Raw genomic sequence first — 11,562 nt, forward strand, 5'->3', positions numbered from 1 at the left:
AATTCAGTTCTTGCCCTGAAGCGCACAATTAATCAGCCCCCGCACAAAATGCTGAAGCCCCCAAATTGCGTATTTTCAGGTATGAATAAAAGTAATTTGCAGGGCAAAATGCCGTTTACAAGTCAAAATTTATCAGGAAAATCGGTCAAAAAGGCAAACGACGTACCATTTGCCCTAAAAATTACATTAAATCATGTTTTCTATTGTAAAGCCTGCCTAACACCTTGTCAAGAAATTGTTACAAAGCTTTCACACAAGCTGCGCCGGAAATGGCTTCTTTTTTTGTAAAAAAAGGGGGTGGGAAAGAGGCGAAAGGCTTGACTTGCCCTGAAAAGTGCAGTAAGATAAGGGCACATCCCGCAAAAGCGTTGATGCGGACAATGCGCGCACTGAATGCCGCACCAGAGAGGACTGCCGTGTGCTGAAAGCAGTCTTGCAGGCCAAGGGCGCGTTACCACCGCAGAGTGTGGGGGAGAACCCCTGCCGGGCACGGCCCGTTACAGCCGGCAAAGAGTGGCGTTTCCAATGCGAAACGCAATTCGGGTGGAACCATGGGCTTTTCTCAGCTCATCCCGTATGTTGTATGTTACGGGATGAGCTTTTTTGTTTTATAAAAGGAGGAAATACTATGATTCGCGTGACCCTGAAAGACAATGTGGTCAAAGAATTCGAAGCGGGCGTCTGCCCGGCGGACATCGCCAAAAGTCTGGGCATGGGGCTCTACAAAGTCGCCTGTGCCGCCCGCGTGGACGGAGAGGCCTGCGATTTGCGTACGCCGCTGGAAAAAGACTGCAGCCTGGAGATTCTGACCTTTGAAGACAAGGACGGCAAGCATGCGTTCTGGCATACGGCGGCCCATGTGATGGCACAGGCAATCCAGCATCTGTGGCCGCAGGCGAAATTCGGAATCGGACCGGCGCTGGATGACGGCTGGTATTACGACATCGGCGGAGTGGAGCCCTTTACCCCGGAGCAGTTCGCGGATATTGAGGCCGAGATGAAGAAAATCGTCAAAGCGGATCTTCCTGTGGAAAAACGCTTTATTACTCTGGAAGAAGGCCGCGAGCTGTTTGCCGGTCAGGATTACAAGCTGGAACTGCTGGAAGAATATGCCGAGAAGGGCTGGCAGCTTTCCATTTATACCCAGGGCGATTTTACCGACCTGTGCGCGGGCCCGCATCTGATGAGCACGGGTGCGCTGAAGGCGGTCAAGATTTTGAGCACGGCCAGCGCTTACTGGCGCGGCGATGCGTCCAGAGACAGCCTGTGCCGCGTGTACGGCACCGCCTTCCCCAAGGCCAGCGAACTGGAGGCACATCTGGCCATGCTGGAAGAGGCAAAAAAACGCGATCACCGCAAACTGGGAAAAGAACTGGGTCTGTTTGCGCTGATGGAAGAAGGCCCCGGATTCCCCTTCTTCCTGCCCAAAGGCATGCTGCTGAAAAATACGCTGATCGATTACTGGCGTGAAGTGCACCACAAGGCGGGCTATCAGGAAGTAAGCACCCCCATGATTCTGAACCGCAGCCTGTGGGAGCGCAGCGGCCATTGGGATCACTACAAGCAGAACATGTATACCACGGTCATTGATGACACGGATTTTGCCATCAAACCCATGAACTGCCCGGGTGGTATGCTGGTGTACAAAACACAGCCGCACTCCTATCGTGACCTGCCTCTGCGTGTGGGCGAGCTGGGCCTGGTGCACCGGCATGAGCTTTCCGGCGCACTGCACGGCCTGATGCGTGTGCGCTGCTTTACGCAGGACGACGCGCATATCTTCATGATGCCCAGCCAGATCAAGGACGAGATCATCGGCGTTGTACGCCTGATTGACCAGGTTTATTCGCTGTTCGGTTTTGAGTATCACATCGAATTGTCCACCATGCCCGAAGATCACATGGGCGCGCTGGAGGACTGGGAGATGGCAACCGATGCGCTGAAGGCCGCCATGGATGAACTGGGCCGTCCTTATGAAATCAATGAGGGCGACGGTGCCTTCTATGGCCCGAAACTCGACTTCCATCTGGTGGACGCGATCGGACGCACCTGGCAGTGCGGTACCATTCAGCTGGATTTCCAGCTGCCGGAACGCTTTGAACTGGAGTACATTGGCGAAGACGGTCAGAAACATCGTCCGGTCATGGTACACCGTGTGGTGTTCGGCTCCATCGAGCGCTTCATCGGTATTCTGATCGAGCACTTCGCGGGCGCTTTCCCGGTGTGGCTGGCTCCGGAGCAGGTTCGCATGATTCCTATCAGCGAGGCGCATCGTGAGTATGCACGGAAAGTGGCGGCTGAACTGGACGAGGCTGGCATTCGCGTGACGGTGGATGACCGCAACGAAAAGATGGGATACAAGATCCGTCAGGCGCAGCTGGAGAAAGTTCCCTATATGCTGGTGGTGGGCGCCAAGGAGATGGAGGACGGCACGGTTTCCGTCCGCGCCCGCAAAGAGGAAAAAGGCGGCACCAAGACCGTTGCAGAATTTAAAGCACAGATTCTGGAAGAGATTGCAAGCCGGGAGCGCTGAGGCGCAAACGGCAAAAAAGCCCCGGCACTCATGTGAGTGCCGGGGCTTTTGAATTTATATGGGGATTTCTTTGTGCAGGTCGCGGTTTTCCAGAAGTTCCATAACGGGGCGGTGGAAGGTTTCCATCAGACTGCAGTATTTGTCAAACATCACAACCACATAGGACTCCGGAAAGCGGGGCGGCGTGATGGTCAGCGGCCACATGTGCCGCAAAATGATATCTTCTTCTTTTTCCGTCAGTGAAAAACGTTCACGGGCGTTGGCCAGCGCTTTGCTGGGATGTTCGAACCCATGCAGCCGTTCGCCGGGCTGGCGGCGATAAAGATGCCAGTCGTATAAAAACAGATCGTGCAGCAGTCCGCCGCGCGCGACGGCCCGGACGTCCAGCCTATGATCGCGGCAATAGAGATAACTCAGATAAGAAACATTCAGACTGTGACGCAGGCAGGTCGTTTCTCCATGCTGTGTGTACTGTTCCATAGAAAGAACGTCCGGATGTTCCAGAATGTCTGCAACCAAAGCCAGATATTCCGGATCATGGGGAACAGAAACCGGGCCGAATTTTTCTTTTGCACATTGTAACACGGAATGACCTCCTGTCAGCGACCAAAGAATTTGGAAAACGAAACGGGCTCTTCCTGAGCGGCAAACGCGGTGCGCATGCTGATGAAAAAGTCGATCAGATATCCGGCAGGCAGAAGATAGGCCAGCGATACGCATGCGAAAGGCGGCAAAAGCGCCACGGCTCCAAACACCAGTTTGTGCAGGAAGCCGAACAGAAATACCGAAATGAGCCCCCAGCCGAGCGTGCTTTCCAGACACAAGATGCCCTGATAATTGAAAGGCTTGTTGGAATAATCCCACCAGAGATTTCCGAACAGACCCAGCATCAGGCGCGCCGTGAGGTACTCAAACAGCGTGGCCAGCACGGCGCCGATCAGGTACAGCAACACCAAATTGTGCGAAAAGGGACGCAGCAACGCATAGCCGAGAATGGCGCCAAACCCGTAAATGATGCAGAACGGACTGTGGACAAAACCACGGTTTTCCCAAACGCCCTTTTCGCGGCGAATGACAATGCATTCCATTACCCAGCCCAAAAAGCTGTAAAGAAAAAATGCGTTGATGATCATATAAGGCGAAACGTCCGCCGAATAAAGCCAAGATGTCATAAAAAATCCTCCTCGTAATGGTTTCGCGCTCCCGTTTGAAACATCGTGTGGGGGGATGTGCCTTTCCCGTTTCACCTAATATTACGACCAGTATAACGGATTTGCTTCAAAATTTCAAAAAATTTTTTAAAAAGAACGCGCGGGCGTCGGATGCTTCCAAGACAGGAACAGCCGCCGGGGGCTTCCTTCGGTTGACACTGAAATGGGCAAAGCCTATAATAATGGAAAAACAAGCAGATGGAGGATTGAAGTTTATGAGCGAGACATGCAGCCATGACTGCTCAAGCTGCGGTTCCAACTGCCCGTCCAGGCAGCAGCCGCAGGATTTCCATGAGCCGCCCCATGAGCTGAGCAGTATTAAAAAGGTGATCGGTGTAGTCAGCGGAAAGGGTGGCGTCGGCAAAAGTATGACCAGCGCAATGCTGGCGGTGCTGATGAATCGTCGCGGATATCATTCTGCTGTTTTGGATGCGGATATTACGGGACCGTCCATCCCGAAGCTGTTTGGCATTCATACGCGCGCAGTAGCAGACGAGCTTGGCTGTTATCCGGTGCGCAGCCGTACAGGTGTGGACGTCATGAGCGTCAACCTGATGCTGGACAATGAGACCGATCCGGTGGTCTGGCGCGGCCCGGTGATTGCCGGCGCGGTGAAACAGTTCTGGCAGGAAGTCATCTGGAAAGATGTGGATTTCATGTTTGTGGACATGCCGCCGGGAACGGGTGATGTGCCCCTGACCGTGTTCCAGACGCTGCCTGTGGACGGAATCATTGTGGTGACCAGTCCGCAGGAGCTGGTGGGCCTGATCGTGGAAAAGGCTGTGAAGATGGCCAATATGATGAACGTGCCCATTCTTGGCATTGTGGAGAACATGAGCTATGCGGTTTGTCCGGACTGCGGCAAAAAACTGTATGTGTTTGGCGAGAGCCATGTGCAGGAGATTGCCGCGCGGTATCATCTGCCGGTGCTGGCACAGTGCCCCATTGATCCGGAACTGGCCAAACAGGCAGATCTGGGTGTGATCGAATCCTTTGAGACGGATCATCTGGACAAAGCGGCGGACGTCGTGGAAGCACTTTTAAAGGAAAAATAAGAAATAGCGCAAGGAACGTCTGCGAAAGCAGGCGTTCCTTTTTTGGTGCCCGCACATACTTTGCGGTCGCTCTCCGTATAAATAAACGAGAGGAGGGCAGATATGCAGCGGCAGAGTTATGTGCGCAATGCAGCCATCCTGACGGCGACGGGGCTGCTTTTGCGGGCGATCGGAATGTTTTTTCGCGTTTACATTGCGGCGAGAATCGGCGCGGAAGGAATGGGGCTTTATCAGCTGATTTATACTGTGTATACGCTGGCGGTCACATTTGCTACGGCAGGTCTTTCCGTGGCGGCAACGCGTATCTGTGCGCAGCTGTTTGCGGGCGGATGTCCCGGCAAAGCCCGCAGAGCCATGAAATCCGTTTTGTCGCTTGGCTGCGGGCTCGGTTTTCTGGCGGGAATGCTTTTGTATGCTGCCGCCCCTTGGGCGGCACAGCTCTGGCTGCGGGATGCGCGGGCATTGCTGCCTCTGCGCATTCTGGCACCCAGTCTCCCGTTCATGGCCATGAGTGCGGTCTGGCGGGGCTATTTTATGGCGGTCCGGGAGGTGCGGCCCAATTCCATTGCACAACTGTTTGAACAGGCTGTGCGCATTGGGGTGGTTGCCTGCGCGCTTCATGCAGTCGATGCGCAGGACATCACCAGATCCTGTGCGGCTGTGGTGTTGGGAAACACCATCAGTGAGGTCAGCAGCTGGTGCCTGATGCTGGCGTTTTACCGCGCGTCTTCCAAAGAACTGCCCGGCCCGTCGAAAGCGGTAGACGGGTTATGGAACCAGCTGTGGCAGATTCTGGCGCCAATCTGCGCCAATCAGTATCTGACCAGTGCGCTTCGGTCTGTGGAAAACGTCATGGTGCCGGCCTGCCTGGCGCTTTTCACGCTTAGCCGCGAGACGGCTCTCAGTCAATACGGCGCATTAAAAGGAATGGCCATGCCCGTTCTGTTTTTTCCATTTTCCTTTTTGGGAACGCTTTCCACGCTTTTGATGCCGGAGATCACGGAGGCGTATGTGCAGGGAAGAAAGCAGGCTCTGCGCTATCTGGTCAACCGCGTGTTGCTTTTGACCCTTGCCTTGTCCATACTGGCAAGTGGTTTGTACACGGTTTTTGCGTATGACGTGGCGCAGGTGCTGTACCAGAGCAGTGAAATCGGCTTTTATATTGCGGTCCTGGGGCCGCTTACGCCTTTCATGTATCTGGAGAGCATGGTGGATGGCATTCTGAAAGGGCTGAACGAGCAGTTGGCGACGTTTCGCTATTCTGTGGTGGACTCGCTTTTGCGCATTCTTCTGATTGCACTGCTGCTGCCGCGCTTCGGCATGAAAGGATTCCTGTTCGTGATGCTGGTCAGCAATCTGCTCACCAGTCTGTTGAATTGGATGCGGCTATTGCATGTGACAGAGCTGAAAGTGCAGTGGATGCGCTGGATCGTAAAACCCGTGTGCGCCATGGCTTTTTCCGCTCTGGTTTGGAATTTGCTTCGCCCGCTCATCGCATTGCCCGCAATTGGGCGCACTTTGTGCGGTGGAGTCCTGATCACGGTTCTTTATGTGGCTGCGCTGTGGGCTATCGGAGGAATCCGAGGCGAAGATATCTGGCCGGCAGGAAGAAAAAACGCAAAAATCATGCAAAAAACAGTTGACATCAATCAACGGATATGATAAAATCTATTACGCCGTCAAAAATGACGGCAAAGACATGCGATAATCGCGGGGCGACCCGCGTTTATCATAAATGCGGATGTGGCGGAATTGGCAGACGCGCTAGATTCAGGTTCTAGTGAGGGCAACTTCATATGGGTTCAAGTCCCTTCATCCGCACCAAAAATCCGAACTTGTTTTTAAAACAGGTTCGGATTTTTTTGTTGTATGAAAATCGCTGCCCTAAATGGCAGCTGTTCTTGAACAGAAAACAAAACCCGTCCGGTTGTCCGGACGGGTTTTGTCAGGTTTTCAAAGCGTGTTCCACTAGCGCGGCGGCGTCCTCCAGTTCAGGAAGCCCCAGCGCAACAGCCAGTTCGCCATACAGAAGATGCTCGGCGCGTTTTTTGAAATCCTGCTCTGCAGCGCTCAGGTGGCGCCCCAGCGCGGAGCATCGATCGGCTTTATCCGAAAGGGTTTTGATCAGGCAGGCGAGACTGCGGCATGTGTGTGCATGAAGCATGGAGCGATAGTGGTCCACTACCTCAGCCCGGCGCGGGCTGGAAAATTCGTCGTCCTGAATTTTCGGAAGTTCTGCCAGAAAAGCCTGGGCCTGCTCCTGCGTGATCACAGGCCGCATGAAGACGGGTGTGTCCACAGGTACATAAATCATGCCGGTTTCAAAAAGCGGGGCCAGCTTGTAGTAGAGATGCCCGGCCTTTCCAGGTGATTGGTCCGGTGGATATCCAACTTCTTCCACACGGCATACACCGGTATTTCCATAATAAATAAGATCGTTCGCCTGAAACATGATAACTCCTTTTCCGGAAGGCCGCCGAGGCAGCCCCAATGAAAAACAATCCTTCCGGCGGGCGGAAGGAGAGAACTTTCTATTTTTATTATAGCACAACAAAATTGTTTGTGTAAGTGAAATCCGAACGGCAGAAGATAAAAAAGGCTCCGCCGGGAAGGCGGAGCACAAATCATAAAAGAATATTTTTAATAAGAAGGTTGGTGGTTCCATCGGCATTTCGGATAAACTCGATGGCATTTTCATCACGGTAGACGCTGACAGGAACCTTAATCTCGACCCCGCCGGCACTGCGCAGCGACTGCTTTTCCATGCGCCGCACAGCTGCTGCAGGCATGGGGAGCGGCTCGTCCATCTCAATCTCCCGTTCAGCCAGCGCCTGAGCGAACGCTTCGCGGGCATGAGGCAGGTTCCCGTACAGTTTATCACACAGTTCCGCCACCGGCGCGGGCTGTGCCGGCGCACCCGGCTGGCTGGAGGCGCTTCGGAACTCCCGGAATTCTTCACAGACGGCCGCGGCCAGTTCCGGTTCATCCACACCGGTGCTTCCGTAGAACTGTTGATTCACTTCCACGGCAATGTCCCGGATAGCGGCCAGCTTTTCCTTGGGCGACATGCCCGGTTTGACGCAAAGCACCCGACGGGCAAGATAGGGCTGTTTGCGGCCGTCAATCTCGTATTTTTTCTCCAGAACACGCACCTGCTGGGAAGCCAGATCAACAAAAAAAGCCTCATCGGCCTTCCCGGATGCACCGGGAAGAAGAAAATCCTGCCGTGTGATACCTGTCACGGCATCGCCGGTCCCCATGTCAAAGAAATGGGCGTATCCGGTTTTGTAGTTGAGTTTCAGACCGGCAAAATAATCGTTGCCGTCGATGTTCAGCAGCAGAAAAGCCGCATCCGCCGCCGGAATTGAAGGATTCTCCCGCAGAACGTCAAACCAGCTTTGTGCCAGATCGGCTGTGACGGAAAGAAAGGCCTGATCCAGTTCGCCCAGATGCGCCAGCAAAGGAGATTCACTGGTAAAAGAGCAGGTTTTGGCCTCTTCGCTGTTCCAGGCCTTGGCCGCAAGACCGCCCAGGTAGTGCAGGGCGTCCTCATCGGTGAGAAGCGTCTGAGACAGAACCGGCAGATCCGCGCCGGGATCCAGAACATGGAGAACGGCCGCTTCCAATGTGAGTTCCATAATGTCATTCCTTTATTTAAAATAGAGCAGCTATGATTATAGCGTGAGGCGGTAAAAAAATCAAATAGAGAAACCCTGCTTGCGGCGCAGAAAAGATTTTTCACAAGCCCCTTGTGTGTGCATCAAAGAAAAGGTATACTGGTAATACTCGAATGGTGTAACAATCACTCCGTTTTGATAAAATCATTGCAGATGTGCCGAAAGGTGTCGTTGTATTTATGAAAATTATTGTTGCGGGTGACGGTAAAGTCGGTCTGGCACTGACGCGTCAATTGTTGCGGGAGGGTCACGACCTTGTGACCATCGATTCCAATCCTCAGGTGCTCCATATGAGCCTGGATCAGTACGATGTAATGACGCTGGAAGGAAATGCGGCGGCGATGGAAACCCTGCGCGAAGCCGGTGTGGAAGAAGCAGAGCTTCTGATTGCGGCGACCAGCGCAGACGAGACCAATATTTTGTGCTGCCTGACCGGACGAATCTTGAATCCGAACCTGCATACGATTGCCCGTGTGCGCAACCCGGATTACAAAGAGCAGCTGTTCAGTATGCGGGAACAGCTGGGATTGTCCATGACCATCAACCCGGAACTTTCGGCCGCGCACGAGATTTTTCGGCTTTTGCAGTTCCCCAGCTTTCTGCGGCGGGAAACGTTCGCCAAGGGCCGCGTGGAAATCGTGGAACTCAAGGTCTTTGAAGACGGCAAACTCAATGGCGTCCGCCTGAGCGAGCTTTATAAAATCGCCAAGGTGAAAGTGCTGGTCTGTGCGGTGAGCCGCGGTGAAGAAGTGGAGATTCCGAACGGCGATTATCGGCTGCAGACAGGAGACCATATTTATGTGACGGCCCGTGCGGCCAACCTGTCACAGCTGCTGAAAAATCTTGGTATTGGAATGAGCTACGTCAACCGTGCTCTTCTGGTGGGCGGAAGCCGCCTTTGTTTCTATTTGGCGGAACGGCTTTTGCGCGCAGGCGTGCAGGTGAAGATCATCGAAAAGAACGAAACGCGCGCCCGTTACCTGGCAGAGATTTTGCCCAAGGCAGATGTGGTGCAGGGCGACGGCTCGTCCCAGGAAGTGCTGGAGAGCGAGGGCCTGCGCCGTGCGGATGCACTGGTGACTCTGACGGACATGGATGAAGAGAACATTGTCATTTCCATGTACGGCAGCGCGGCGGGCGTGAAAAAGGTGATTACCAAGGCCAACCGTTTGGAATACAGCCATATGTTTGAGGACATGGGCGTCGGAACGGTCATCAGCCCCAAGGCGCTCTGCAGCAATAACGTGGTTCGCTATGTTCGGGCCATGCAGAACCAGAAGGGAAGCGTGCTGGCTTTGCATCGCATTGCGGATGATCGGGCGGAGACGCTGGAGTTCCTGGTGGATGACACGGTGCCTTGGCGCGGCGTGCCTCTGAAAGACGTACCTGTGAAGAAGGGAATATTGATTTCCTGCATTACCCGGCGCGGTGATACGGTGATCCCGGATGGTGCCAGCAGCTTTGAGTCCGGTGACACGGTGATCGTAGTGACCACGTGCGAAAGCCCCATCATGCAGCTGCAGGATATTTTTGAGGAGTAAGAGCGGACATGAATATCAGACTTGTGGGTAGAATGGTCAGTTCCATTCTGTTTGTGACGGAAGTGTTCATGATCCCGTCGCTGATCCTTTGTTGTATTGACGGCGACCACGATGTGGCCATGGCGTTTCTGGCGTCCATGGCGGTGATCTCTCTGATCGCCGGCGTATTGTTTTGGTTTGGACGAAAACGCGAAGCGCATTTTTCAGCCCGTGACGGCTTTGTGACCGTTGCATTGGCGTGGGTGTGCATTTCGCTTTTGGGCGGTCTTCCGTTTTATTTCAGCAGTGAGATTCCTTCTTATGTGGATGCGGTGTTTGAGATTGTGTCCGGCTTTACCACGACGGGTGCCTCAGTGCTGCCCGATGTGGAAAGTCTGAGCCGTGGCGTATTGTACTGGCGCAGCTTTTCTCATTGGCTGGGCGGCATGGGAATCCTGGTCTTTACGCTGGCGGTGGTGCCGGCAAACAAAAATTCCGGCGGCACGCTGTATCTGATGCGCGCCGAAAGCCCCGGCCCCAGTGTGGGAAAACTGACGCCGCGTATCCGGCAAACCGCCATGATTCTCTATGGACTGTACATTCTGCTTACCGTTTTGTGCGTGGCGTTTCTGCTGGCCGGGGGTATGCCGCTTTTTGACAGTGTGTGCACGGCGTTCGGCACGGCAGGTACCGGCGGTTTTGGCATCAAGAACGACAGCATGGGCAGCTACAGCCCCTACCTGCAAAACGTATGTACCGTGTTCATGCTGCTGTTCGGCATCAATTTCAATGTGTATTATTTGCTCTTGATCCGGAAATTTGCAGCGGCATTTAAGGATGAAGAGGTCCGGTTGTATCTGTTCTTCTTTGCGGCGGCTACGGGCCTGATCACCTGGAACATTCGTCCGTTGATGCAAAGCTGGGGCGAAAGTTTGCACCATGCGGCATTTCAGGTCAGCAGTATCATGACGACCACTGGTTTTTCCACAACAAACTTTGACCTTTGGCCGTCTTTTTCCAAAGCGATTCTGCTGGTTTTGATGGTTTTGGGAGCCTGCGCCGGCAGCACGGGTGGCGGCATCAAAACCGTGCGAATGTTGCTGCTGCTGAAAGAGTTGCGGTACAATGTGCAGCGCACGCTGCGTCCGCGCACCGTGCGTGCCATTCATGTGAATGGCCATGTTGTGGACAACGAAGTGATCAAAGGCGTCAATTCCTATATGGCGGCCTACTGGATTCTGATGTTCGGCAGCATTCTGCTGATTTCCTTGGATGAATTTCCGCTGGAATCCAACCTTTCGGCGGTATTCGCCTGTTTCAATAACATCGGACCCGGCTTAGGCGTGGTCGGACCGATGTCGAACTACGATTGCTACAGCGACTTTTCAAAAATTGTGCTGACGGTGGACATGCTTTTGGGAAGACTGGAAATTTTCCCGCTGCTGGCTTTGTTCAGCCGGGATACATGGTCTAAGAAGCTGTGAGATTTAAAAACTCCCGATTTTATATCGGGAGTTTTTTTGATAAAAAGCTGTACTTTTTGCGGGAATATGCTACAATGAAAAA

Annotated in this window: 9 protein-coding genes and 1 tRNA gene; 6 read left to right on the forward strand and 4 right to left on the reverse strand. The window is 53.6% G+C overall.

What is annotated here, in order from left to right:
- Positions 1-628 precede the first annotated feature (628 nt).
- On the forward strand, positions 629-2,533 hold the full coding sequence (gene thrS / locus ACKTS9_RS15785; RefSeq protein WP_407881793.1) for a threonine--tRNA ligase: 1,905 nt from the start codon (positions 629-631) through the stop codon (positions 2,531-2,533).
- A gap of 54 nt (positions 2,534-2,587) precedes the next feature.
- On the opposite strand, the gene ACKTS9_RS15790 is transcribed toward thrS, so the two are convergent.
- Both ACKTS9_RS15790 and ACKTS9_RS15795 read right to left on the reverse strand, forming a co-directional pair.
- On the reverse strand, positions 2,588-3,118 hold the full coding sequence (locus ACKTS9_RS15790; protein ID WP_407881794.1) for an HD domain-containing protein: 531 nt from the start codon (positions 3,116-3,118) through the stop codon (positions 2,588-2,590).
- Positions 3,119-3,132: 14 nt separating this feature from the next.
- On the reverse strand, positions 3,133-3,705 hold the full coding sequence (locus ACKTS9_RS15795) for a putative ABC transporter permease (protein WP_407881795.1): 573 nt from the start codon (positions 3,703-3,705) through the stop codon (positions 3,133-3,135).
- A gap of 254 nt (positions 3,706-3,959) precedes the next feature.
- On the opposite strand from ACKTS9_RS15795, the gene ACKTS9_RS15800 reads away from it, so the two are divergent.
- The 3 genes from ACKTS9_RS15800 to ACKTS9_RS15810 all read left to right on the forward strand — a co-directional run bounded on the left by ACKTS9_RS15800 (position 3,960) and on the right by ACKTS9_RS15810 (position 6,623).
- Positions 3,960-4,799: an Mrp/NBP35 family ATP-binding protein gene (locus ACKTS9_RS15800; RefSeq protein ID WP_349214024.1), complete on the forward strand. Its 840-nt coding sequence runs from the start codon at positions 3,960-3,962 to the stop codon at positions 4,797-4,799.
- A 102-nt stretch (positions 4,800-4,901) separates the two neighbouring features.
- On the forward strand, positions 4,902-6,461 hold the full coding sequence (locus ACKTS9_RS15805) for an oligosaccharide flippase family protein (RefSeq protein WP_349214026.1): 1,560 nt from the start codon (positions 4,902-4,904) through the stop codon (positions 6,459-6,461).
- A 75-nt stretch (positions 6,462-6,536) separates the two neighbouring features.
- Positions 6,537-6,623, forward strand: a tRNA-Leu gene (locus ACKTS9_RS15810).
- A gap of 121 nt (positions 6,624-6,744) precedes the next feature.
- Here the strand turns inward: ACKTS9_RS15810 and ACKTS9_RS15815 are convergent.
- Both ACKTS9_RS15815 and ACKTS9_RS15820 read right to left on the reverse strand, forming a co-directional pair.
- Positions 6,745-7,251: a CarD family transcriptional regulator gene (locus ACKTS9_RS15815; protein ID WP_349214432.1), complete on the reverse strand. Its 507-nt coding sequence runs from the start codon at positions 7,249-7,251 to the stop codon at positions 6,745-6,747.
- Positions 7,252-7,423: 172 nt separating this feature from the next.
- Complete coding sequence (locus ACKTS9_RS15820; RefSeq protein WP_349214430.1) at positions 7,424-8,437, reverse strand: nucleoid-associated protein; 1,014 nt, start codon at positions 8,435-8,437, stop codon at positions 7,424-7,426.
- Between the two features lie 218 nt (positions 8,438-8,655).
- Between ACKTS9_RS15820 and trkA the strand changes: the two genes are divergently transcribed.
- Together trkA and ACKTS9_RS15830 are read left to right on the forward strand one after the other, a co-directional pair.
- A complete protein-coding gene (gene trkA / locus ACKTS9_RS15825; RefSeq protein WP_349214428.1) occupies positions 8,656-10,017 on the forward strand; it encodes a Trk system potassium transporter TrkA in 1,362 nt (453 codons plus the stop codon).
- A gap of 8 nt (positions 10,018-10,025) precedes the next feature.
- Positions 10,026-11,480: a TrkH family potassium uptake protein gene (locus ACKTS9_RS15830; RefSeq protein WP_349214426.1), complete on the forward strand. Its 1,455-nt coding sequence runs from the start codon at positions 10,026-10,028 to the stop codon at positions 11,478-11,480.
- The last annotated feature ends 82 nt before the right edge of the window (positions 11,481-11,562 follow it).

This window comes from Owariibacterium komagatae (assembly GCF_045865535.1).
Classification (GTDB): Bacteria; Bacillota; Clostridia; order Oscillospirales; family Ruminococcaceae; genus Ruthenibacterium; species Ruthenibacterium komagatae.

Bases quoted from the DNA above. Each gene is read 5' to 3' on its own strand.
- thrS (WP_407881793.1), top strand. From the start codon at position 629: ATGATTCGCGTGACCCTGAAAGACAATGTGGTCAAAGAATTCGAAGCG.
- ACKTS9_RS15795 (WP_407881795.1), bottom strand. From the start codon at position 3,705: ATGACATCTTGGCTTTATTCGGCGGACGTTTCGCCTTATATGATCATC.
- ACKTS9_RS15830 (WP_349214426.1), top strand. From the start codon at position 10,026: ATGAATATCAGACTTGTGGGTAGAATGGTCAGTTCCATTCTGTTTGTG.
- ACKTS9_RS15815 (WP_349214432.1), bottom strand. From the start codon at position 7,251: ATGTTTCAGGCGAACGATCTTATTTATTATGGAAATACCGGTGTATGC.
- ACKTS9_RS15805 (WP_349214026.1), top strand. From the start codon at position 4,902: ATGCAGCGGCAGAGTTATGTGCGCAATGCAGCCATCCTGACGGCGACG.
- trkA (WP_349214428.1), top strand. From the start codon at position 8,656: ATGAAAATTATTGTTGCGGGTGACGGTAAAGTCGGTCTGGCACTGACG.
- ACKTS9_RS15800 (WP_349214024.1), top strand. From the start codon at position 3,960: ATGAGCGAGACATGCAGCCATGACTGCTCAAGCTGCGGTTCCAACTGC.
- ACKTS9_RS15820 (WP_349214430.1), bottom strand. From the start codon at position 8,437: ATGGAACTCACATTGGAAGCGGCCGTTCTCCATGTTCTGGATCCCGGC.